The 24,095-nt window shown below is 40.7% G+C and carries 16 protein-coding genes; 5 read left to right on the forward strand and 11 right to left on the reverse strand.

Annotated elements, in window-relative coordinates; genetic code table 11:
• Positions 1-80: 80 nt before the first annotated feature.
• From GFH32_RS08685 to GFH32_RS08695, 3 genes are read right to left on the reverse strand one after another with little or no spacing between them, the layout of a single operon-like run.
• Complete coding sequence (locus GFH32_RS08685; RefSeq protein WP_153511212.1) at positions 81-977, reverse strand: DUF6999 family protein; 897 nt, start codon at positions 975-977, stop codon at positions 81-83.
• Positions 978-983: 6 nt separating this feature from the next.
• Positions 984-2,870, reverse strand: coding sequence for a 3-oxoacyl-[acyl-carrier-protein] synthase III C-terminal domain-containing protein (locus GFH32_RS08690; RefSeq protein WP_153511214.1), 1,887 nt, complete (start codon positions 2,868-2,870; stop codon positions 984-986).
• Complete coding sequence (locus GFH32_RS08695) at positions 2,854-3,600, reverse strand: sterol desaturase family protein (RefSeq protein WP_153511216.1); 747 nt, start codon at positions 3,598-3,600, stop codon at positions 2,854-2,856. The genes GFH32_RS08690 and GFH32_RS08695 overlap by 17 nt, the downstream gene beginning before the upstream one ends.
• Before the next feature lie 357 nt (positions 3,601-3,957).
• On the opposite strand from GFH32_RS08695, the gene GFH32_RS08700 reads away from it, so the two are divergent.
• Entirely contained in the window at positions 3,958-5,166 is a 1,209-nt protein-coding gene (locus GFH32_RS08700; protein ID WP_153511218.1) for an MFS transporter, read from the forward strand.
• Here the strand turns inward: GFH32_RS08700 and GFH32_RS08705 are convergent.
• Together GFH32_RS08705 and GFH32_RS08710 are read right to left on the reverse strand one after the other, a co-directional pair.
• On the reverse strand, positions 5,163-5,759 hold the full coding sequence (locus GFH32_RS08705; RefSeq protein ID WP_153511220.1) for a class I SAM-dependent methyltransferase: 597 nt from the start codon (positions 5,757-5,759) through the stop codon (positions 5,163-5,165). The genes GFH32_RS08700 and GFH32_RS08705 overlap by 4 nt on opposite strands.
• 26 nt (positions 5,760-5,785) lie before the next feature.
• On the reverse strand, positions 5,786-6,349 hold the full coding sequence (locus GFH32_RS08710) for a DUF4230 domain-containing protein (protein ID WP_228384245.1): 564 nt from the start codon (positions 6,347-6,349) through the stop codon (positions 5,786-5,788).
• A 214-nt stretch (positions 6,350-6,563) separates the two neighbouring features.
• Between GFH32_RS08710 and GFH32_RS08715 the strand changes: the two genes are divergently transcribed.
• Both GFH32_RS08715 and GFH32_RS08720 read left to right on the forward strand, forming a co-directional pair.
• Entirely contained in the window at positions 6,564-8,105 is a 1,542-nt protein-coding gene (locus GFH32_RS08715) for a TPM domain-containing protein (RefSeq protein ID WP_153511221.1), read from the forward strand.
• A gap of 15 nt (positions 8,106-8,120) precedes the next feature.
• Complete coding sequence (locus tag GFH32_RS08720) at positions 8,121-8,921, forward strand: hypothetical protein (protein ID WP_153511223.1); 801 nt, start codon at positions 8,121-8,123, stop codon at positions 8,919-8,921.
• Positions 8,922-8,981: 60 nt separating this feature from the next.
• Here GFH32_RS08720 and GFH32_RS08725 read toward each other — a convergent pair whose 3' ends face one another.
• The 6 genes from GFH32_RS08725 to GFH32_RS08750 all read right to left on the reverse strand — a co-directional run bounded on the left by GFH32_RS08725 (position 8,982) and on the right by GFH32_RS08750 (position 20,399).
• Complete coding sequence (locus GFH32_RS08725; protein WP_153511225.1) at positions 8,982-10,832, reverse strand: glycoside hydrolase family 2 protein; 1,851 nt, start codon at positions 10,830-10,832, stop codon at positions 8,982-8,984.
• Positions 10,833-11,015: 183 nt separating this feature from the next.
• Positions 11,016-12,278, reverse strand: coding sequence for a glycoside hydrolase family 88 protein (locus GFH32_RS08730; protein ID WP_228384246.1), 1,263 nt, complete (start codon positions 12,276-12,278; stop codon positions 11,016-11,018).
• 10 nt (positions 12,279-12,288) lie between these two features.
• Positions 12,289-13,554 carry a DUF2264 domain-containing protein gene (locus GFH32_RS08735; RefSeq protein ID WP_153511227.1) on the reverse strand — a complete coding sequence of 422 codons (1,266 nt, stop codon included), beginning with the start codon at positions 13,552-13,554 and terminating at the stop codon, positions 12,289-12,291.
• A gap of 6 nt (positions 13,555-13,560) precedes the next feature.
• Positions 13,561-15,477, reverse strand: a complete 1,917-nt coding sequence (locus GFH32_RS08740) for a heparinase II/III family protein (protein WP_153511229.1) — start codon at positions 15,475-15,477, stop codon at positions 13,561-13,563.
• Between the two features lies 1 nt (position 15,478).
• Positions 15,479-17,182 (reverse strand): RagB/SusD family nutrient uptake outer membrane protein, encoded by a 1,704-nt coding sequence (locus tag GFH32_RS08745; protein WP_153511231.1) that lies wholly within the window; start codon positions 17,180-17,182, stop codon positions 15,479-15,481.
• A gap of 10 nt (positions 17,183-17,192) precedes the next feature.
• On the reverse strand, positions 17,193-20,399 hold the full coding sequence (locus GFH32_RS08750; RefSeq protein WP_153511233.1) for a SusC/RagA family TonB-linked outer membrane protein: 3,207 nt from the start codon (positions 20,397-20,399) through the stop codon (positions 17,193-17,195).
• A 182-nt stretch (positions 20,400-20,581) separates the two neighbouring features.
• Here GFH32_RS08750 and GFH32_RS08755 point away from each other — a divergent pair, with 182 nt between their 5' ends.
• Both GFH32_RS08755 and GFH32_RS08760 read left to right on the forward strand, forming a co-directional pair.
• Positions 20,582-21,916, forward strand: coding sequence for a MutS-related protein (locus GFH32_RS08755; RefSeq protein WP_153511235.1), 1,335 nt, complete (start codon positions 20,582-20,584; stop codon positions 21,914-21,916).
• A gap of 396 nt (positions 21,917-22,312) precedes the next feature.
• Positions 22,313-23,887 carry an ADP-ribosylglycohydrolase family protein gene (locus GFH32_RS08760; protein WP_153511237.1) on the forward strand — a complete coding sequence of 525 codons (1,575 nt, stop codon included), beginning with the start codon at positions 22,313-22,315 and terminating at the stop codon, positions 23,885-23,887.
• Positions 23,888-24,095 lie beyond the last annotated feature (208 nt).

The following is a 24,095-nucleotide window of genomic DNA, read 5'->3' on the forward strand; positions in this document are numbered from 1 at the left end:
CTTTGCTATATATACATGATAGTTTGGGCAATCTCTCGGGTGCTCAAACTATCATGCTTTATGGATGCTGCGATTCTTTGCTATTCGACCACCAGTGCAGTTTCCTTGAATTCCTTCTCCTGACTAATCAGATGATGCAATACTTCTGTCGACAATCCATGTAAGACGAGTCGAAAACCGGCTCCATAAGTAGGTAGCGGAATCATCGGGTGTTTATTGTTCAACGCAACAAGCTTCTCGGGACAACGCATTATCGTAGCGGCGTAGACTCCGATAACTTCATCTAACTGTAAAGAGTTGGATGCTCGCCAGAAATCGTTATCCGTCAGAAAGAACTGATATACCGGAGTGAAGATCTCAATTGCAGACGATAAGTCTAAGACATTTGTCCATTTGTCTCTAAATTCTTCAAATGGGAGTGGACCAACCGTAATTGCGGAGAAGTTTGGATGCTCCACGGGCCGAATAGATAGTCCTTGCTCTTGAATTGCTTTATTTAAATTGATAATGAAATTATAGAGATTTAAGTCATGCTCTAAAAATAGGTTATCTTTAACAGCTTCAATTGACTCAGGTTTTAGAGGGTTCATGGGAATATCTTCCGCACCTTTGACATTATCCTTAATAAACCGAAGGACTTCTGAGCCCAAGTAAAAGTGGCGTAAAATCAAGAAGTTCGCCTCTGGTGAAACCCAATATTTCATACCCCAGTATAAGAAGCGATGTAGGGTTTTCGGTGCATTGATTAAGTTGGGCGCAACCGCCTTGAAGATCTGTAAGATAATAATCGTCAGACGCCCAATTACCCGTAAGAAGGGTAGTAAAAATTGTTTGCTTTTCCGTGTTGAATCAAATAAGAAAGCCGCTTTTGCATCCTTGTTAAACGGAACGCTATTATCTAAAAACAAGGCGTGCCAATGACTTGGATCACGAGGATTGTTCTCTAGTTTTTCAAAATATGAACTGTTATGTATCATAGCCAATTAATAATTTCCTAATTCAGCCAACTGCATTTGATAAAGTCTAGCGACCACTTTTGCGGTCTTTGCAACTCTATTCGCCATCTCTGCAGTTAACAAGTCTGAATTTAATGCATTCTCGAATCGTTCAAAATGGTTATCGTTACTATCGCTTGTCTCATGGTAAGTGAAAAATGAAACTTGATCTTCATTTAAATCAAGCTGCTCTTGTATTGCGCGTCCCCACTTTCCTGCCAATCGGTTTCCAAGGCCTTCTATGATAAACATACCTCCCAGTAAATCAAATGGATTTGGCTGGCTGGCTTTATGAAACATGTAGGCGCTTAAAGCCTCACTACCGATGTTCTTTTGCCCGCTATAGAGATCTTCTCGATTTCCACCGCAATTGATGTAATTTTTCTCTAGGATCTGATAATCCTTATGCTCATCCCTAGAGTGGGAAATAAAAGAAGAACGAATATCAAAATACTCCATGCTGACATTCGAAGCCGCACGTGCAATCCATTGAGAACCATCAATAACCTGTTGTCGCAGATTCAGTAGGAGCAAGCGATAATCTGCAAGGCTAATCGTACCATTGTAGATTCGATCGATAATATCGGTATTTCGTAGGGAAAGCTCAAAATCAACCCATGTATCTGTCAATGAACGAACAAGACGCTCTTGAATTGGTTTATGATCAATATTAACAGTAGGTGCTAATATCTCATCACTCTTGGCAATGCTAGGTTTCTTTCGATCGGATTGTGCGGCAACAACTTTCAATTTTACAAAACTTGTAATAAAGCGACCGCTTTCTGGAACCATACAAACGATATGATCACCAGCCTTTAATTGTTTTCCATTAAATAGTTCTTCGAGCATGATGTAAATTGATGCCGAACCTGTATTACCTTTCTGATGTAGGTTGGTAAACCATTTCTCCTCATCAATATGCACACCGCCTTTTGCTAGTAAATCGACAATCGGCTGTTTAAAATACTCGGATGAGTAATGGCATACCAACCAGTCAATATCTTTCACATCGAGCTTTCCATCCTCAATAAGATGGAAAAAATGCTGAACCCCAAGATTTACGGTTTCATTGACCAGCTTGATGTCTTGCTTTAAATTAATTGCCGAATCTTGATCTGCACGTGTAAACGAAGAATAATCCAGCCAGCTTTGAGTCATCTTGCCGTCGCGTGTTTTATTTGCTCCCGCAAACATACAGGGCTCGAATTTATTCGCATACGATTTAACGTCAATCCATTCAATCTGTAGCGATAGTCCCTTCGGATTAGGTGCATCGGAAAGCAACATTGCGCCGGCTCCATCAGAGAGCATCCAGCGTAAAAAATCCGTATCCAAAGGCAATCCTTTCTCCTGGATACTCGGCTGATTTTCAAATCGCGAAGCTTTAAACATTCGACTTGGCATATCCGCAGCACAAATAATAGCATGTTGGTGCTCATTCGCTTGAATATGTAAGAACGCACTTTTCAATGCCATTATGCCAGCTGAGCAAACGCTCTGATGCGATGTAATATCACATATTGGAAGCTTGGAGGCCCCATGAACCATACTTGCGAAGCCCGGAACAGGCAAATCAGACTGTGTGGTGCCTGCCGCAATAAACTGAACTGCAGATTTCTGAAAACTACCTTTCGCGAGACAGTCCTCAATTGCTTTCGCTGCCATCCCGGAAACCGAGTCTGTTGAGTTTTGCGCTTTATCCAAGGCGTAGTAACGCGTCTTAATACCATTTTGCTGAAGCATACGTGGCTTCGTTCGCGAGCTCTTGCCCGCAATAAGACCTAAGTAATCTTCAATCTCATCGTTGGAAACTGGAGAATTAGGTAAATGAGCGCCAATGGCGTTAATATATACTTGCTTAAATTCTTTCTTCATTGTTATTTATTTTAGGTAATTGGGTACCAAATAATCGGTCTATCCAAGGCAACATAAATCCGAAGTTGCCCTTCCCATATTTATGATGCATACTATGTCTAAATGTATATTTGGAGAAGGAACGAGGGTCTGTTTCTTCACTTAATTCATGGTTACAATGCCCAAGTAGATTCACGATTAAACTCATCAGTGGTAAGCTCAATAGCGAGTAAATCTGGAAATCATGTACTAAGAGCGGGAAGAAGATTACGCTTCCGAGCATAAAGGCTTCTAGCCAATGAAAGCTATAGATAGAGTATGCGGTAGGCTCGACGGACCAGTGATGTACTTTATGGACATGTCGAATCATCCAACGTCGATGCAAAAGCCAATGCATGATATAGAAGTGAATCTCATTCCAAAGAAACAATAACGGGATTTCCCAAAGACAGCGCAATGGATTATCGAACTCAACATGGAAAATACCCATTGCAAACAGCTGTTGGAATAAAATAGCTTGTATACTGAAAACAAAGATGGACACGAGTGAGTTCTTAATCTCCTGCGCGCGTTGTGCTTGCTTGGGCGCATTGACAATCTTCTTCAGGTCAGGTTCTTGAATTCGCACGAGGTAATCTGTGATGGCAGCCCCAACAAAATAGAGCAGCGAGAAGAACAAGAAAAAGAATAGACTTGTCCAATACCAGGCAGACAAAACAAACTGAAAACTCTCTTCTAATAATGCTGTCATTATTTAATGTAAGGGCTTAATTGTATGTGTTTTAGTTGGTGTTGTCATAAATATAAAACAAAATCAGAAGAATCCTAACATGCCTTTTAATTATCACTGGAATCAGGGAGAGCGCCATTAAGCTGTGTTTTACGCTTATTTGATTTAGATTAATCGTTGAATTTCAGCGTTATACACTTTATGCTTTACATGGCTATCTCGAAAAACAGCTCGAATTGTAAAATCTTCGTCTAAATCATTAAGCTTTGGGCAAAAGCCGACGAAGGGATTCGTTTAATAGAAATTAACTTCTACATTTGTTCGTATCGATTTAAATCTTGGAAATCTCCTTGGAGAAAATAAAATTCAAAGAAGAACATGTTTAAAACTACTGCCGCTTACGATCCAAATAAAACATCTTATCCTATTTTAATTGCCATCTGTTTGGCCCATCTATCGAACGATTTAATACAAGCAGTGATCCCTGCGTCATATCCTTTATTAAAAGATAATTTTCATTTGAATTTTGCACAGATTGGGATGATTACTTTTTGTTTTCAATTGGCTTCCTCTTTACTACAGCCAATTGTGGGTATGTATACAGATAAGCACCCTAAGCCTTATTCTCAAATTATTGCCATGATGTTTTCCTTTGTTGGAATCATCGCCTTATCGGTAGCCGATAGCTATTATGCGGTGTTATTTGCTGTAACGATGGTAGGCATAGGCTCTTCGATATTTCATCCAGAATCTTCGCGTGTAGCTTATTTATCCTCAGGGGGTAAACGTAGCTTAGCTCAATCGATATTTCAAATTGGTGGAAACACTGGGACGGCGCTAGCACCTTTACTACTAGCCTGGTTTGTGATACCAGCAGGCCAGAAGAATATCATGTGGTTTATTGTAGTGGTGTTAATTGCGCAGCTTATCCTGAGCTATATTGCAAGGTGGTATGTTAAAGTTTTAGAATATGCGCGAACACAGGCAAAAAAGCAAATAATGCTGCCTGATTTATCGCAAACTAGAATTGTTGTCGCTATTACGGTTTTGTTGATTTTGATCTTCTCAAAGTATGTTTACGTCGCTAGTATTACTAGTTATCTGCAATTCTATATGATGCATAAGTTTGGAATTACCGAGGTAGCCGCTCAAGTTTATCTATTCTATTTTCTAATAGCAATTGCTCTAGGGACGCTATTTGGAGGCTTCTTAGGAGATATTATGGGGAGAAAATATATAATTTGGTTATCCGTATTAGGTTGCGCACCATTTACCTTGGCATTACCTTATGCCAATGAAATGTGGACAGGAATTCTGGTATCCATTATCGGACTAATAATGGCTTCTGCATTCCCATCAATCCTAGTCTATGCCCAAGAACTATTACCAAAAAAGATAGGGATGGTATCCGGCTTATTCTATGGCTTTGCGTTTGGAATGGGGGGATTAGGAGCTGCAATATTAGGTTGGTTTGCAGATAAGACTTCCTTGGAAAGCATTTACATCGTATGTTCTTACCTTCCCTTATTGGGGGTGATTGCTTATTTTCTTCCCAATATGAAGAAAATCAAATACAAAGCCCTCTAAGGTATTTTGTATTGACAGAGCCATACAGTAGCACCGCCGCAATTTAAATCGTTCTGGCGATGTAATAGTACTTCGAAACCCTGTTCATCTAAGCGTTGTCTATATTCCTTTTCACCTAGGGAGGCATGGTAAAGATTCTCGCCATGGTACATGCCCCAGGCTTCACCTTCTTCTGGGCCACTGGTAAACAGCAGCACTCCAGCAGGTTTCAAATGCTCCTTAAAGCGCGGGAACATCGCGCGTTGCTCATCCATATTCAAGTGAAAAAAGCTATGCCATGCAATAATTGCATCAAATTGCTCTTCGAGATGAAGCTCGCGCATATCCTGCTCGAGGAAGTCGCCATCAGGGAAATTTCTCTGCGCAATAGCCAACATCGCCGTGCTCGCATCAACGCCCTTCAGCCGATAGCCTTTGTCGCGTAGATAAGCGTAAATTGGAATACCAGTACCGCAGCCTAGATCCAAAATAGAAGCAGGAAAGGGGATGTGCGCTGCAAGCAAATCCAAGTACGGTTTTTCGATAAGTGTCGTTCGCTGCTCAGCGAACCAGTCCGCTATCTTGTCATAACTCTTGAATACATCCCGCTTCATTGTGGATTAACTTTTATTGTTATAAATTATTGATATCCAATACTGTATTTCTTATACCCTAAACCTTCCATTAAAGGCTTGAAGATGTCCATTGCATTCTTTTTTGTCTGCTCTAGTATATCCGACTTCTTCACCTGCTTGGTGATTTCATTCTCCGCAGCTTTGAAAGCGTCGTCTACTAAATTCGCCTCTCGAAAGAACGCCATCTTTGTGTCGTAAACCTTCGAATCATTGTGATCAATCTTCACATAGCAGATCTCTGGATTAGGTAAAGTAATATGCACTGAATCGCCTAGCACCTCCACATCCTCCGATTTTAACTTACTTAAATCAACACATCCTACAGCATCCGCTTTAATAATCAGCAATACACTCGCATCCGGTAGAAATTGAGAAATAACCTTATGCTCAACTACATCGGACATCCTGTATTTTACTAATTCTAATTTACCCATGGACTCAATGCGTTCCAAGAGCACTTGATGGTTGCTAACAGTATTGGTCTTTGGCTTAGTAAATTGCCAGACAAACCAACCCAATCCTGCGATAACCATCAACAAGATTATAACTTTTAATAGTTTCGTCATCATGTTTTCTTTAATTCAAATAATAGACCATATTCGGCATTTCGTGTAATTAGACGGTAAACAATGGATTAAGATTATTTTAGTAACTAAGTATTTACAGTTTTGGTTTGCAAACTGACAGAATTGCAGATTTCCTTCGCAAATGTTAATTTCTTATCGCCTTTCTTCAATATTTGCGTAATTATCGTTAAGTTTAGTAAAGATATTTAATCCCTATATGACACGATCAAGGACCGTAAATCAATTTCTTTATCTGCTATTTTGCTTGTTTTTATCTGCTCCATCACTTGTTTTAGGGCAATTAGTCACCGATCCAGGGATTGCGATGCAGGAGTCTCCAACATATGCAGAACCTTATACGGTTGATAATTTGCCGAGTCCAAAGTCCAGAGGTCAAGATTACTTTGTGTCCAATCCAAACGGCATCCTGTCTGGTTCGACGGTAGCTGAACTCGATCGGCTCTCTGTGCAAATTGACTCGCTGACAGGTGCTGAATTTGCGATCGTTGTGGTCAACGACTATGTCGGCGATAGTGATTTTCAATTTGCGCTTGATCTGTTTAATAAATGGGGAATTGGAAAGAAGGAAGCGAATAACGGTTTACTGCTATTTGTAGCAGTAAATAGACATGAATACCGATTTATATCGGGCTATGGGATGGAGGCATCCATGCCGGACGCGTATTTGAAACGCATTGGCGAGAAATATCTAGTACCTAAATTCCAATCCGATGAATATGATCAAGGGATATTGGATGCTGCGAATTTTATATCGGAAGTGCTGTTATCGCCCGACATCCGTGCGGAGCTTGAAGCGCGATTACCTGAAGCGACCCCATTCTGGAGTCTACGGAATGTTTATTTAAAGAATTCCCTCTTGATCTTAGGGATGTTTGCCCTGTTTTATATCTATGTGCATTTTGTTGCTTCAAGTCTGATCCGCTCACCAAACAAAAAGAATCCATTTTTACCCATCTTTGCCGGCATGGGCTGTATGGGAATATTGATGTTTCTGACCGTATTCTTATTTGCCTTCTTACTTCATAACTTAGAGTATATCTACCAAGTAAAACATACACCATATTTTGCCTTTATACTCGCCGGTATTATTTTGGCCATGAAGGTGAATTACTCGCGTACCAACATCAATAAAAGCTATACCGACACCGAAGAACGCGCGAAAGCAGTTAATAAGTTCCTTGGCTTTACATTTATCCCCATGTTGCTATCGCCATTGGCTTGGTTTGATTTAATAGCGATCTTCAGAAGGAAAGTTAAAGATCGTAAACGATTTGTTCCACCTGATAATTCCGGTAATTGGAAGCGACTTAATCGCGATCAACTGACCCTAGGAATTGCATCTTACTTGAGTAAGGGGAATATCAAAGAGGAAAGTATCAAGGCTAGAAATTACGAGATTTGGGAAAATACCAGTAGCAAACAGATTCAGTTGATTCCTTGGGATATTGATAGGCACTTTAGTGAATGTCCAGAATGCCATTTCTATACTTTGGAGAAGAGTAAATCGCATACCATTACTGCGGCAACTTATAGTTCCAGTGGACAGGGGGAAAATGTCGATGATTGTAGAAATTGTAAATATCGTGTTGTAAACAGTACTTTTACGATTCCAAAACTAACACGAAGCTCGAGCAGCAGCAGTGGCTCTTCTGGAGGAGGTTCTTCTGGCGGGGGCTCTTCGAGTGGTAGTTTCGGCGGAGGTTCCTCTGGTGGTGGTGGTGCTGGAGGTAGATGGTAATAGGATTAGTGAACAATGAATTTTAAAATAAAGATACCCGTTGTTGTCTTAGGTTTATCTATCATAATTGCCTGCAACAACAATCAGACGAAACAGACGGTAGCAACTAGCAAAGACGCTGATACCCTGACCCTCGTATCGGAAGGGAAAATTGTTTATGAGAATGATACTTTGGTGATGTCAACAATCGACTCGCTGCCATTCTTTCAAGCAAAAGCTGAATCGACGCTACCGAATCCGAAGGATACGCTAGTTTATATTAGCGATTTTGCGAAGGCCAAGGAAATGCTGAAAGGTGAGGTGACCTTTGGAGGTTGGAACGATGCCTATAAGGTTGATTCCACCTTGGAAGGCGAATTTATTGCCTTTATACGTTTCCAAAACGGAGATACCATCAATCCGAACTATGCGAAATATACCTGGGATGCAGGCTTTGTGCGCTACTATCCAAGCGAACGCATCTTGCTGATGGAAGGCGGCCATACCTCTGATTTTTCAATCGATTTAAATCAAGGAATTGCACAGGTGGATCTAGTTGGCAATCCTGCCTATCTATTGAGCTCACCAAGTAAAAAATATCGATTGAATGGATATTTTCCAGGACAGGAATGCTCTGAATATTTCATTCAACAAAAGGGTACGACTGGCTATCAACTCTTAGGGCGTCTGCCGCTGAGTGTTACCGAAGAAGGTTTTGATCTCTGCACAATTACCGACATCTTTTGGAAGAATGATCATGAGTTCTATTTTAGAAACTTCTTCTATGGCGAAGTGCCAGATCAACGAAAGAAGTTCTTTAAAGTGCTGATAAAATAATAAAAAAAGGGCTTTCGTTTTATTCGAAAGCCCTTTTTTCTCGAGTTCATTACGCCTTGATTAATTGATTAAGTTCGGATTGTATAATTGATCATTAATCTGCTTCAATTCAGAAACTGGAATCTTGATCACCTTACGATCGTAGGTCATCAAACCATTGGTTTCTACTTCAACGTCGGTCGTTTGCGTGTAAACCGCAGCAGAAAGCCCCCATTGCGTTAATTTTACCAAGTCAGTAATAAGTTCTCTGTATCTTTTCTTAAGCTCATCAACGCTCTTAAACGATTGGTAGCCCCAATTGTCTTTCGCTTGCCATGTATGCCCTTCCACTGGAAGTCCTAATCCACCAAACTCGCCATTCGCTAAGATAAAGTCTTTACCGAAGCGTGCCGGATCTGGCATAGCTGGCTCTGGATAATTATGTAAATCTAAAATATCACCCGGCGCTTGATAATTACCACCACTTGCACCATTCACTAAGCGCGAAGGATCTTTCTGTTTCGTCCATTCTACAATTTCTTTCGTCTTAAATTGTCCCCAGGCCTCATTGAAAGGTACCCAAACAACGATACTAGGGAAGTTATGTAATTGCGTCATAATGCTATTCCACTCTTTCTTGTATATCGCTTCAGAGGCTGGACTACGGTCCTTATCCTGTTTACCAGCGCGGAACTTGCCCGGATGCATATCCCAAATATTACCTCCTAAATCGCCACTTGGCATATCTTGCCAAACTAAGATTCCAATGCTATCGCAGTGTCTATACCAGCGTGCTGGCTCAACTTTGATATGCTTACGAATCATATTGAAACCCATTTCTTTGGTTTTCTCAATATCAAACTTCAAGGCATCATCAGTAGGTGAGGTATGTAAACCATCGGGCCACCAACCTTGATCTAATGGGCCGTAATGAAATAAGAACTCATCATTTAAGTACATGCGCTCAATTCCCTTTTTATCAGCTTTTTTAGAAATCTTACGCATGGCAAAATAGCTCTTCGCCTGATCGACAACTTTCCCTTTGCGCATTAGCTTCACCTCGATGTCGTATAGCTTCGGATTCGTAGGACTCCAAAGGCTAATATTTTGTAATTTTAATTGCTGTGTTTCCGTCGCGGCGTTAGACGATTCCGCGATTTTCTTGCCATTGTCAAATGCTGTGATTTGAATTAAATCACCGTTTTGTGCATTCTCCACCTCTGCATGAAAAGCTAATGAAGAGTCATCTACATTCGGTGTTTGATGCGTGCTCTTGATAAATGTTTTAGGAACAGATTCTAACCATACTGTTTGCCAAATACCTGATACAGGCGTATACCAAATGGAATGCGGGTTATTGATTTGCTTTCCACGTGGTTGTGGGCCATCACTCGTCGGATCCCATACACGTAGCGCAATCTGTTGCTTCGCACCTTTTTTCAAAGCCGCTGTAATATCAAAACTGAAGGCATCAAATCCTCCTTCGTGCTGGCCTACAGATTGGCCATTGACAAAAACCTCACATTGCCAATCCACCGCGCCAAAATGAAGGATAGTTTTTTCATTTTTCAGTTTCTTAGATAAGACGATATCCGTTTGATACCATAAAACTTGATCTTTGCTAAGGCTCTTACCGACGCCTGACAGCGCAGATTCTATCGCAAAGGGAACGAGGATATCACCATCCCAATTGCTCGGTAATTGCGATACGGAACGCTCCGTTACGGCATACTTCCATAGTCCATTCAGGTTCTGCCAATTGTTTGTACGTGTTAATTGTGGTCTTGGATACTCCGGATGAGGTTGCTTTGGATCTACTTTGCTAGCCCATTCGGTTAGAATTTTGTCGCCAGCAGGTTTCCAATCTTGGGCTGAGCTATAGCTCGCTGCCATCGATAGCAAACAAGAGAGTATAATTGATCTTTTAATCATAGTTTTAGATTAGGTATAAGGTGATTAAAATCGGTTTCTAATTGCAATATAACTAAAAATAAGTAGATAATTTGATGCAGCTATCCTGTGCTGTAGGCTTTTCTTTTAGTATTTATTTGCTACAAAAGCCAATAAAAAAGGTTGAATCATTCCGATCCAACCTTTCTTATTTATGTGTGAAATTTAGTTTTTTAGTTCTTTCAGACGTGTTAAAGCTTCTAAATAGTAGTAGTCTGCGTAGGTGAGTGGTCCATCGACTTCCGAATTGTGAGGTAGGCTGCCGACGCTATGCTTTAATAGAAATCCTGCGTTTGTACCATAATCAGCAAAATAACTCGGTCTCGATAAAGTCTCCAGACTCTGTTTCGCAAAGTTTAAAAATAGTTCTTTATCTTTTCCTTTAGAAAATGTAGATAATTCGATTAAGGCAGAGGCAACTATAGCGGCCGCCGAAGCATCTCTAGGGACATAATTTAAGGCTCTTTTTGAGAAATCTACGTCCGATTTATAACCTGCTTGTCCCACATTGAAATCCCAATTCGGGATTCGATCTTCAGGTAGGTTTGCATGATTGATATAGAACTTTGCTGCTTGTTGTGCTGTTTTTAAATAGTCCGCTTTCTTGGTTTCTCGATACATCAGCGTAAACCCGTAGATTGCCCATGCTTGTCCTCTTGACCAAGTAGAATTATCCGAATATCCTTGATTGGTTTGCTTATGAATTGCTTTTCCCTTAGCATCGTAATCCACCACATGGTAAGTCGAGTAGTCTTTACGGAAATGGTTTTTCATCGTTTTATCGGCATGCGAAATCGCTACTTGCTTGTATTTCGGATCACCCGTTAAGTCTGAAACATAGCAAAGCATTTCCAAATTCATCATATTGTCAATGATAACCGGGTATTTCCAAAGCGTTGTGCCATCCCATGCTTTCTTCTCATTCCAAGATTTAATAAGGCCTACTTTCGGGTCAAAACGCTTTAAAGCGGTGTTGGACGAGTGGACGATGATATCTTGATATTCCTTAATTTTAGCGGGATCTTTTAAGTATTTAATCGCATTGCCATAGGAGCAATACATAACGAAACCAATATCATGATGTTGATCAAGATCCTTCGCTTTTTCCAATGCTTCAGTCCATTTGATCGCTTCGGCTTTGGTTTTTTCATTGCCGGATTGGTGATACAGGTACCATAGCGAGCCTGGGAAAAATCCACCCGTCCAATCCCATTCATCAGTGCCTTTCAGCTGACCATCCTTGGTTGAAGTGCGAGGGAATTTCTTTAATACATCAGCCTCTTTTGCTAAATAACCGTATTGCGTTTCCGCCTTTTTAAATGCAGTGTCGATAAAGTTCTCCTGCATCGGAGTCATGTTCATGAAAAGTACTGCCGCACCGCTTAATGCAATGGAAGACGCAAATACTTTGTTGAAGTTTAAGTTCATATAATGGTTCTTAATAAGTTACATAATAATCTCTTGGAAATTCTTTTCCGGAGAATGCTTTTTGTGATGTCCATGGCTCCGCTGGACTAGTCCAGAACACATCATCGGCCGGTAAACCTAACGCAATAAAGGATAGGGACGCTTCGTAAAGGGAGCCAACATTTGTATAGGAATCCGCTAGATTTCCTTGATCTGCGGAGGTAAACCCTAATACGAGCCAGCTATATTGATCATACAGGTCATGTTTATAAATGTTCTTCAATACGGCGGTTAATGCCGCGCGAACCTGACCGGGTTTTAAATCCTCCGGGAGTTTACGATCCAGTGCAACGGCCGCTAAAGGTTGAAACGCCGCATTGCGGTAAGTGGAACTGCGACCAACAACCGGAAAATAACCCTCCGGAGAAATCATCCGCTCTAAATGATGCGCATAGCGCTGCATGCGTTTGTAGGCACGGTCAAACAATTCTTGGTATTTCGAACCGGCGGAAAGCTGATGCCGAAGTGTTTCAACCAACATACATTGAATGACGTAGCCATTGTAATGGTCAAAACTGAATCGATCCCCATCACTATACCAACCATCGCCCACATACCAGTCTTTATCGAATTTTTCAATCGCATAATCGATGCGTTCTCGAAGTGGTACTTCACCAATTACATAGAGAAATGTTTCCGTCATCGATGCAAAAAGTAGCCAGTTGCTTTCATTAGGCTTAATCCAGCGAATGTATTTAAACTCTTCGATGACTTGCTTTTTAGTTTTATCAGGTAACGGTTCCCATAATGCTTTTGGCGCGCGCAGAAAGGCTAAAGCCAAATGTGCAGCATCTACTAATGTTTGCTTTGATTTATCGCGCCATGCAAAATAGTCGGCAGAAGATGGGTCAACAGCATGCTGTATACCGAGCTGAGCTTGCTTTAGGAATTTCGCCCGAATGCGGCCTTCCTCGCTATGATCTGCTGGTAGGGCAAGCATCGGTGCCATGCCGGCTAGAAGTCGTCCAAATGCTTCTAAATAGCCGACCTTAGGGTTGCGGCCATCGTTCGATTTGCTAACGATCATCGGCATGTTTTTCTGCAAGGTACCCCGGCTGATATTGTCCAAGATGGGCGCAGCCATTTTAGAGATAATGCTCACCCAATACTTGCGGTCGTCCATAGCGATTTTTGGCTTGAGGGAAGGGGAATCTGCCAGCATACTGCTAGCGGATTGGCTCGTACCTAAGCCGCTCAGTAGTAAGCCTGCCTGCTGGATCCATGTTCTTCTTTTCATTGCTTTTTATTTTATTGTAAAGCTGTATTTGCCCTTCGATGGCGTGGCTTTCGCAGTTAAACGTAGGCGGTAGATCTTTTCACCCCAAACGCTGCTCAATCGATTATCATCTTGATTCAATACTTCAACTGATGCGTCAAATGTCTTTGAATCATAAGTCATTGTATGTTTATTATTATTCAATAGAATCTTTCCGTTTTCTAAACGAGGTTCTTCTGCTAACATGAAGGTAATCACATTTGGTTTTGATGGATTATTGATCTCAAATTGATCTGTTATTTGCAGCGACCTATTTTTAGCGGTGTAAGTTCTTATCCAAGAATTAACCTGTGCTTCCTTCGGATAGGCGCCAGCAATATCAGTTTGAAACACGCCTTTCTTGGCGTCAAACTTTGTATTCTTAGTTCTGAATTGACCACCATCCTCTTGATCGATACCATTAATTTGCGGAACATTATGGTAGGCACTCTGCATTGTCCAAATATCATAGCGCTGAGGAGAAAACGTTTTCTTGTTATATGTTCCAACACCTGCGTCAATAAACACCGGTTGCTCATCTAGGTAAAGTATAAAATTACCCAAGTCGTTGTGATTGTGGCTTTCGTTGTTGAATCCTCCTTTAGCGCCTAAGAAGAAGCCTTTTTCTCGGATGTAAAGGAATTCCGTCTCCGGGTACCATTTGTAAGGGTTGCTCGGTAAGGCAGCAGTTGCGCCATCAATCTCATGTATCGTGCGCAGGTTCTCTAAGCTACGGAAAGCATCTCTGCTAAAAGATAACTTCGTCGACTTAGCATCCCAAAGGTATTTGGCAAAAGACTGCATTTCTGTACTCTTTACGGCCGTACCATAGCGGTAGATCAATAAGGGCTCGCCGCTATATTTTGCAGAGGCATCGGCGAAATTTACTACCCAATTATCTCCGCCAATGTAGGATTGAGAGATGTATTCGCCCATATCCTTAATCATAGGTTGGTCGAATAGATTGACCTTATTGCCCGTAGCAAGGGCTAGAATTTCCAAATAATCATAAAGTTTTGCTGCGGCATGTCCCCAATAGGAAGGTCCTTCATCACAGGCGCCATCCGCCTTCATATAATTGATGTATTTATCCACCGATCGCATCGTTTTGTAGATTCCTGCAATCTTTTGCTCAGGATTATCCTCGATAAGCAGTATGCTGGTTAACACGTTGAAATTACACCATGGATTCCAGTTGTTAACGATTTGCTTAGGTGTCAGTTCAAATGCTTGCCACCACATATCGGTACGTGTCATATAGGGGTCAATCACACGAGCCTGAATATTATCCTTTAAACGTGCTGCAATCTCGGGATTTACCTTGTCCATTTCCGCTTGAAAGAAATAGTGAATCCAAGAAAGAAAAGATCCCATATCACCCGCCATTAAATCAACGACGTGGGTGCCAGTTTGCGGCAAGCTCCGTTTTGTTGATTGATATGCAGGAACGTGTGCCGATAGAGACCAAGTGCTCATTTCGGAGAAATACCAAACGCCATTGATAATTTGATCGAGGAAGCGGCCTTTGCCTTCAGCTAGTTCAGCAAAGAATAAATTACTCAATGCCACCGCGTTTTCGTTCATCGGCTTTTCCATGATCACACGAGAACCATTGCGTTCATATGCTAGATAATCTGTTGCTTTGACCACTTGCCATTGGTAGTCCAGGTATTTTTCACCTTGCGCGATAATGTTGTCGTAAAAAGGTGCCGTGAGTTTTTGCCAACCCGCACGATCAGTATATGCAGGATAGGGAACCCATTGCTGATTGCTGAGTAAACTGGATTTAATGTCGGTTTCTTTAAATCTTCCGGTGATTATATCTTTCTCGCGAACAGTATTCGCACCTAGCAAGGTGGGAATACTGATGATTAATAAGGTGATTAAATTGATGATCTTTTTCATATTACCAGCCCTCATTTTGTGTTAAAGCCGCATTCATTTCAATCTCCTGTCCTGGTATTGGCCATATCTTATGGCGACTTTGATAGCCACGCGTAACTAAATTATCACCAACTATGCTTTTCTCAATAAAGGCATTAGATACTGATTCTAGCTGATTCCAACGTTTCAAATCAAAATAGCGATGTCCTTCAACAGAAAGCTCCACTTTTCGCTCATGCGATATGCGTTTCTGCATATCTACTTTATTACTAACTGCCAGAAATGCCGCACCAGAGTTTAGTCCAGGCATGCTAGAGCGTGTTCTTACTTTGTTTAATTCTGCAACAGCTTTTGCAAGTTCACCGTTTTCATTGTATGCTTCTGCCAGCATCAATAAGACATCTGCATAACGGATAATCGGAAAGTTAATCGGCGTGTGCGCGCGATCGGTTAGCGCTCCTTTTAAATTACCCTCCGGTACAAACTTGCGCCACATATACGTTAGCCAGCCTCTGTTGTTTCGAATCTGACCGAAGTTTTCGTTAACTCCAGTTGCTAATACCAGTTTCATATTGCGCTCCTGATTGGCATTCCATCCCAGATAATCCGAGTAGGGCACAATAAGACTTTGAGCGAGACGAGGATCACGATTGGCATATATAGAACGAATTTTACTGGTGTCTGGTACATGCGTAAAGGTGCCATTCGTATGGGTTGCCATCATTGCTGTTTTCTTAGCGTCGTTGCTATTGTTGTAGTTCGGGTAATAATCATCCCAATTAAATGGCGAACCATCTTTGTTTTCGAAGCTATCTGCAAAGCGTGTACTTGGCATCACACTATTCCAACAACTACCGAATGTAGATCTTGATCCTAAATAAAAGGCCATAGGCATACCATAAGGAAATCCTGTACCTCCTAAATTTTGAATTGAAAAAATCATCTCAGGACTCGCATCTCCTTCTTGCTTAAATAAGGAGGCATAATTACTGCTCAAACTATAAGCGTAATTGTTCGTTTTGTTATTTACAATTTCATCAAAATCCTTAATGGCATCCGTCCATTTTTTCATATACAGATTTACTTTTCCGCGTAATGCATAGGCTGCACCTTTTGTCGCGCGACCGTAATGCTTCGCATCATAGCTAACAGGAAGGTTTTGTACCGCAAAATTTAGATCTGCAATAATGAAATTCTGTACATCAGTTAAAGAGGAGCGTTCCTTCATCAAGGTAGCAAACTCCGTATTCAGATCAACGGATTCGTCATAAATTGGAAGTCCGCCAAATAAATTACTGAGTTGGAAATACATTAATGCGCGCAGGAACTTCGCTTCGCCGATCATGATGTTTTTCTTGGATTCATCGATATTCATTTTTTGAATCTGCGCGATCGCGTGATTCGCACGTTGAATCAGATCATAACCACTCTTCCAGCGGCCAGTAATAATTCCCGAGCGATCGGTAAAGGTTCCGGAAATAATCTCACCTAAGCCCGGAGGATCGTAGCCTAGTCCTACATCCGTCAATACGTCGTACGAAAATTGTAGTCCGAATGTGTTTTCTTTTTTCAAATCATTGTAGACACCAAGAACGCCAGCTAAAGCTTGATCTTCATTTTGCCAAAAAGTATTGGCGCTAACTTGGCTATAAGGCACTGTATCTAGCTTGTAGCAGGAGCTTAAACTAATACTTACAGCAATATATAATAGTGATAACTTTTTCATTTTTTTCAATTTAGAAGGTTAATCCAATACCGAATACAACTTGTTTCATGGTCGGATAATTAGTTCCGCTAACTTCGGGGTCGAAGCCTTTGTAACTGGTCGCCGTCCAGAAATTCTCTAAGGATCCGAATAATCTTAAATTTTGCACTGCAAAGCGCTGCGTAAGTTCATTTGGAAAGGTATATCCGAGTTGAATGTTTTTAACACGTAAATACGCTTTGTTTTGCAACCAAAAATCGCTTCCTCTCGTATTTCTTGTGTCGGTATATGGTAGCAATCTTGGGAAAGTCGCATCCGTTTTACCCTCAACCCAACGGCCATCAACGATTTCTTTATTTAACTGATATCCCCAACGCACCGTCGGTGTATAATGGATATCTGAATAAATAAGTTTGTTTCCAGCTGCTCCTTGTAAAAACACATTGAAATCAAAGCCTTTATAGTCAAAGCCTAAGTTAAAGCCGTAGGTAACGCGTGGAGCCGTTCCATGTCCTACAGCAACGCGGTCCTCATCATTTAAAATGCCATCGCCATTACTGTCTTTATATAATAAGTCGCCCTTTCCAGGTTTTCCGAATGCAGCAAATGGATTTACTGGATTACCAGTCGTTGGATCCGTAGGTGCATTCGCTATCATGGCATCAACAAGTGCTAAATCTTCGTCCGTTTGAATTAAACGATCTGTAAGTAGGATAAATTGCGTGTTGATAGCGTAGCCTTCTTGAAGTAAATTGTTGCCAGAAATTGAACGATCATCGCCTTTGAACTTGATAACTTTGTTATCGATGAATGTAAAGTTTCCGCTGACATTGAAGTTAAAGGAATCCCCAATCTTGTCGCGATAGGTAAGATTGGTCTCAATCCCTCTGTTTCTTACTTTCGCCGCATTCGTTCTGGGAATACCAGCATCCCCGACTACTAGGGGAGCAGGAAGATTGATTAAGATATTATTCGTCGTCTTGTCGAACACATCAACCGATCCAGAAAGCTTATAATCAAATAAGTCAAAATCAAGACCTAAGTTTAGTACATTAGTGCTCTCCCAGGTCATCAAGCTATTGCTCAAAGAGGTTTGTGCGAAACCGACAAACAATTGGTTCGACAATACATAGTTTGCGGAATTATAAAGTGTTTGATACTCGTAGTTATTGATTCCGCCGTTGTAGAAAAAGACATCATCTACGGTTCCATTATTACCCAGAGATCCATAAGAGGCTCTCAGTTTTAACGTTGGCATCCATGCAACATCATAAAACTCTTCTGACGAGATTTTCCAACCGAAGGATGCTGATGGGAAAGTTCCCCACCGTGTGCTTCCGCTCTTAAATCTAGAGGAACCATCCGTACGTAAGTTGGCTTCCAAAAGGTATTTGTCGTCAAAAGAGAGGTTGATACGTCCGAAAAATGAACGCATTGCCCAATCTGTTGTATTTCCCGATGCGGAAGCGTCCATCGTCGCGGCATTTAATACGCTTAAAGATGGATCTATTAAATCAAGCTTTGAAGCAGCGAACCATCCATCTTTCAATAATTCTTGACTCGCTCCAACCATCACCTCATATTTTAAGCGATCGTCAAACGTTTTATTTTCGTATTTAGCAATTCCGTCCATGTAATATCTGTACGTTTTCACAGATTGATTGGTCACCGAGCTCCGACCCGTGCCAGCTGTGGCAACGGAATTCGTTAGGAAGTTCCAACGATCGTTAAAGACAGGTTGACTGTAGATAAAATCATCATTATACGTGTATGAATATGAACCCTCGATCGACAGACCTTTTGTTGGTTTTAATTTTGCGAAGAAACGACTAACAAAGCGATTTTTGTTGATATCACCTTTCTGAGCATATAAACGATGTAGAATATTGTTCGATTGTGGGTCATCTTCTGGGTTATTTGGTGAACCAAATCTGCCGTCCGGAGCTCTTAGAACCATGCCTGGCGTGCTCGCAGCTGCGTATAAGAATACATCGTTAATTAGATTGGTGCCAATTTGTGTTTTGGAAACTACACCATTGATATTCGCACCTAATGATAACCAAGGCTTGATATCTGCTTCCAAATTAATCCGACCGGTGTGTCGTTTATAGTTTGCTTGCTCAATAATTCCAGGATTGTCCAATAAACCATAAGATCCAAAGAATTTTATCTTCTCGCTACCGCCAGTAAAAGATAAGTTATGGTTTTGTGATATTTTATTCTGAAATAAAGATTCAACCCAATCCACATTAGGATACATTAATGGATCGCCATTCTCATTGGCACGCCATAAGTCTATCTTTTCCTGTGAGAAAATTGGCTTCGCATTAGCGTCTCCGTTCTTGGAGCCCTCATTTACTAATTCCATGTAATCTGCATAATTGGAGATCATCGTCATGACATTGGAAGGCTGTTGAGAAGAGAAATAATTGTTGTAAATCACTTTAAACTGATCGGTTTTACCGCGCTTTGTAGTGATTAGGATTACGCCATTGGCTGCTCTTGATCCATAGATGGAGGCTGAAGCCGCATCTTTTAATACAGAGATACTTTCCACATCTTGCGGGTTAATCAAGTTCATATCGCCCACAACGCCATCAATAACCACTAATGGGTTAGCGTTGTTTAATGTACCTTGACCACGAACACGAAGCGTACCGCCATCAGCACCTGGACGTCCAGAACCTTGCGTTACTGACAAACCGGGCGCTTGTCCCGCAAGTCCTGCAGATAAAGAAGTGATGGGACGACTACCAACGACATCGTCCATTTTAACGGAAGATACCGCACCGGTTAAGTTTTCTTTTTTCTGTGTTCCGAAGCCGACTACCACAACTTCGTCGATATTCGTATCGCTAACTTCTAGGGTAATCGTCAGGGGGCTGTTGTTTTGAACAATAACCTCTTGACTTTGAAATCCTATAGAACTTACGATTAGCGTGGAGTTCGCTGGCACTGCAGGCATTTCAAAATTACCCTCGGAATCTGTTTTGACAGATACCGTACTGCCTTTGCGAGTAACTGTAGCAGCCGCAATAGGGGTTCCGTCGGCTGATGTTACCTTTCCGCGCAACACCTGTTGCCGATAGGATTCTGAAATACTTGGTGTGGTTAAATTGTTTGCTGATGCTTGAAGTTGCTGCGAACTGGTCAGGCAAAGCGCAAGAAGAATGGTCCAACCTACTGCGGGTTTGGGGGTCCAATCTCCTTTTCCAAGGGGAGGGAATTTATTAATCATTTTTACCGTTGTTAATTGGTTAGTATATTAGTCAATCCTAAAATAGGCGTTTATTCACCAAGGCGATGGAATAATCACGAAAACGATTTCTTAAATAGTAAACCGATTTGGCTTGTGATTTATTTCCATTCGATAAAAAGGAAGATAAATTCATTACAGAAGTTCGTATATTAGAAATACTTATGGCAGCAACCTTTCTAATCGATGAACAAACCTTAAAAGATATTCAGCTAAGAGACTTTAGGGGGCGAACAATTTTTGATTTTTTTGACCAAGCAATTACTGAAGGCGGACAGGATTACTTTCGTGATGTTTTTTATACTCCTTTATTAAATATTGAGGGAATCAAAGCACGCCAAACGAAAATCCGTAGGCTCGAACCTGTTGCTGATGTTGAATTTCCTTTTTATCGGGTTATCATTAAGGATTTAGAGAAGTATATCCATGCTTCGCACTCTGGAGCAAGTCAAGGCCTTAGTTTTTTAGACTTCTTAGGTGTACGGTCGCCAATTTATTATTACCGGAAGCGATCAATTCTAGAAGCGTCGGAATTCTTAATTTCCTCCATGAAATTCTATAAGGAAGTCAATAAACATCATCCATATGAAGATATGGCTGAAATGATTGATTTAACGCAAGATTGCCTGAGTCAGCTTTATAAGGGGAAAGTATTCAATACCGATAAATTAAAAGTCAACATCTTCAATATCGATTCGCTGGATCGACTAATACGCTATGAACTTGCGGCTAAACTCAAGAAATTAATCTGTTTCTTTTTTGAGGTTGATGCCTACCTTGCCGTGGCGAAGATCTCCAAAAGTCTAGGCTTCTGCTATCCAGAAGTATTTCCGAAGAATGAAACCGGTGAGATCAGAATGGAAGGCGTTTACCATATTTTTCATAAGGCGCCTGTCAAAAACGATGTGACCTTAAGTAATAATAAGAAGATTTGGTTTCTTACCGGTGCAAATATGGCTGGGAAGTCTTCGATTATTAAGACCATATCTTCCGCGTTGTATTTAACCCATATTGGCTTTCCTGTGCCTGCCGACGAGATTAAGACCGACCTAATCGATGGTGTATTTACCAGTATCAACTTACAAGATAATCTGGAGCTCGGCTATAGCCACTTTTACGTGGAGGCTATTCGATTAAAAGAAATCGTTGATCAACTGCCTGTAGATTCGAATGCCTTAATTATCCTCGACGAATTATTCAAAGGAACTAATCATAGCGATGCATCACATGCTATTCTCGATGTTATGCGTAATCTAGCACAAGTGGATGGACCTTATGTTATTGTTTCTTCTCATATTACTGAGCTGTCTCAACAATTAAAAGATATTCCTAACATCGATTTTATGCGCATGAAAATCGAAGCCGATGAAAATGGGTTGCCAGTTTTTACGTACAAGATTGCACAGGGAATTGCAGAAGAGAAGCTAGGTATGTGGTTACTAAAACAGAGTGGTGTTTTTACTTCGATCGATCGATTAAAGGGAGGTTCGGCAAAATAGGGGTGCTTTGAATTTGCAAGTATAGCTCTAGGGAATAAGCAAAAGCGGCAATGTGGACTAAGTTAAACCGACATGTGTGATTCTGTAATTCGAATCCAAACTAAACTTGCTTATAATTTTCCAACTTTATCAGGAGTAAATCTTAAAATTCTCATAAACTTAAGAAATTGATTATACATGCCCTCCTGTGTATAGTTATTAGATATTAAAATTATATAATAGATAAGTGACTTATATTTAATAATATAATAGTGCTTTTTCGATGAAATATGTTATATAGAATTATATAAATTTAATTTTTTGTGTCTTTTTCTGAAATCAATAAGCACTAATTTTATGCTATTAGCCTATCCATATGTGCAACGCATATGGCGTGAAAAAACCAAAAACAAATCTATGAAGAAGAACTTTATTATTCCGAAAATCGCCCTTGGTATGCTTGCTGTTTGTTTATCAGCATCGTCTTATGCGCAAAGCAGTTTACCGAAACAAGCGAAAATTAAACCAGAAGTATTAAAAGACAAACTTAAAGGAGGTTGGGCAGGCCAAGTAATCGGTGTGACGTTTGGTGGTCCTACAGAGTTTAAATATAATGGAACGTATATTCCGGATAATAAAGTAATTCCTTGGTTCGATGGCTATATTAAGAAAACAATGATTGAATGGCCTGGTCTTTACGATGATGTCTATATGGACTTGACCTTTGTTGATATTATCGAGAAGAAAGGCATTGACGCACCGGCATCTGATTTTGCCAACGCCTTCGCTAATGCTGAATATACCTTATGGCATGCGAATCAAGCAGCACGCTACAATATTTTAAATGGTGTGATGCCACCAGAGTCAGGACATTGGTTAAACAATCCACATGCGGATGATATTGATTATCAAATTGAAGCCGATTTCGCGGGTTTGATGAACCCGGGGATGCCAAATTCAGCATCTGATATCTCTGATAAGGTAGGGCATATCATGAACTATGGTGATGGATGGTATGGCGGTGTTTATGTAGGCGCGCTATATACGATCGCATATATTTCTGACGATGTGCACTTTGTCGTGAAAGAAGCTTTAAAAACTGTTCCTGAGCAGAGTGACTTCTATAAATGTATTGCCGATGTTATTAAGTGGCATGCACAATATCCGAACGACTGGAAACAAACCTGGTTTGAAATTCAGAAAAAATGGTCAGAAGCGCATGGTTGTCCGGATGGAGCATTCGGTCCGTTCAACATCGATGCGAAGATCAACGCAGCATATATTGTCTTAGGATTATTGTATGGCAATGGAGATTTCACGCAAACTTTAGAGATTTCGACACGTGCCGGACACGATTCAGATTGTAACCCTTCTAATGCGGGCGGTGTCTTAGGAACCATATTAGGTTACGATAAGATTCCAGCATATTGGAAAATGGGATTAAAAGAAGCCGAAGATATCAACTTTAAATACACGGATATTTCATTAAATAAAGTATATGATATCGGCTACAAGCATGCCTTGCAAATGATTAAGAAAAACGGCGGTAAGGTTGGTGCAAAGGAAATCGTTATCAATGTGCAACAACCGAAAGCTGTTCGCTATGAAAAAGCCTTTGAAGGAACTTATCCAATTGAACGTATGTCCTTAGGAAATAAATCGTTGGTTTCCGAACATGCCTTTGACTTCACGGGAACAGGTATCGTGATTAAAGGTAATGCGGCGAAAAATGCGAATATCAAAGAAGATTATACCTTAGAACTTACGGTTTATATCGATGGGAAAGAAGTAGAACGCACGAAAATGCCTACAGATTACCAAACGAGAAAACACGATATCTTCTGGAAATACCAGTTGCCGAAAGGAAAGCATAATGTGAAAGTTGTGGTTACCAATCCTAAGAAAGGATACTATATCCGTATGACCGACGCGATTATTTATTCTGATCAGCCAGTCGATGGAATCCATTTCCATGATCATAAGCATGATTAATAAAATGGAGAAAATGAATCTAAACGATTTTTAAAAAAGAGCATATTTAATTTATTAGTAATCAACCCAAAACCCCTAGGCTTTCAAGGTCATATCGATGACCTTCGAAAGCCTTTTTTCAGCGATGTAAGTTTGGCTTTGAAAAGCGATATAAAGAGTGGACAGAAAAGCTTTCTAGATGGATTGATTTTTTTTGCTGAATAGGAGT

It is taken from the genome of Sphingobacteruim zhuxiongii, from assembly GCF_009557615.1.
GTDB classification, from domain to species: domain Bacteria; phylum Bacteroidota; class Bacteroidia; order Sphingobacteriales; family Sphingobacteriaceae; genus Sphingobacterium; species Sphingobacterium zhuxiongii.

Bases quoted from the DNA above. Each gene is read 5' to 3' on its own strand.
- GFH32_RS08685 (WP_153511212.1), bottom strand. From the start codon at position 977: ATGATACATAACAGTTCATATTTTGAAAAACTAGAGAACAATCCTCGT.
- GFH32_RS08690 (WP_153511214.1), bottom strand. From the start codon at position 2,870: ATGAAGAAAGAATTTAAGCAAGTATATATTAACGCCATTGGCGCTCAT.
- GFH32_RS08695 (WP_153511216.1), bottom strand. From the start codon at position 3,600: ATGACAGCATTATTAGAAGAGAGTTTTCAGTTTGTTTTGTCTGCCTGG.
- GFH32_RS08700 (WP_153511218.1), top strand. From the start codon at position 3,958: ATGTTTAAAACTACTGCCGCTTACGATCCAAATAAAACATCTTATCCT.
- GFH32_RS08705 (WP_153511220.1), bottom strand. From the start codon at position 5,759: ATGAAGCGGGATGTATTCAAGAGTTATGACAAGATAGCGGACTGGTTC.
- GFH32_RS08710 (WP_228384245.1), bottom strand. From the start codon at position 6,349: ATGATGACGAAACTATTAAAAGTTATAATCTTGTTGATGGTTATCGCA.
- GFH32_RS08715 (WP_153511221.1), top strand. From the start codon at position 6,564: ATGACACGATCAAGGACCGTAAATCAATTTCTTTATCTGCTATTTTGC.
- GFH32_RS08720 (WP_153511223.1), top strand. From the start codon at position 8,121: ATGAATTTTAAAATAAAGATACCCGTTGTTGTCTTAGGTTTATCTATC.
- GFH32_RS08725 (WP_153511225.1), bottom strand. From the start codon at position 10,832: ATGATTAAAAGATCAATTATACTCTCTTGTTTGCTATCGATGGCAGCG.
- GFH32_RS08730 (WP_228384246.1), bottom strand. From the start codon at position 12,278: ATGAACTTAAACTTCAACAAAGTATTTGCGTCTTCCATTGCATTAAGC.
- GFH32_RS08735 (WP_153511227.1), bottom strand. From the start codon at position 13,554: ATGAAAAGAAGAACATGGATCCAGCAGGCAGGCTTACTACTGAGCGGC.
- GFH32_RS08740 (WP_153511229.1), bottom strand. From the start codon at position 15,477: ATGAAAAAGATCATCAATTTAATCACCTTATTAATCATCAGTATTCCC.
- GFH32_RS08745 (WP_153511231.1), bottom strand. From the start codon at position 17,182: ATGAAAAAGTTATCACTATTATATATTGCTGTAAGTATTAGTTTAAGC.
- GFH32_RS08750 (WP_153511233.1), bottom strand. From the start codon at position 20,399: ATGATTAATAAATTCCCTCCCCTTGGAAAAGGAGATTGGACCCCCAAA.
- GFH32_RS08755 (WP_153511235.1), top strand. From the start codon at position 20,582: ATGGCAGCAACCTTTCTAATCGATGAACAAACCTTAAAAGATATTCAG.
- GFH32_RS08760 (WP_153511237.1), top strand. From the start codon at position 22,313: ATGAAGAAGAACTTTATTATTCCGAAAATCGCCCTTGGTATGCTTGCT.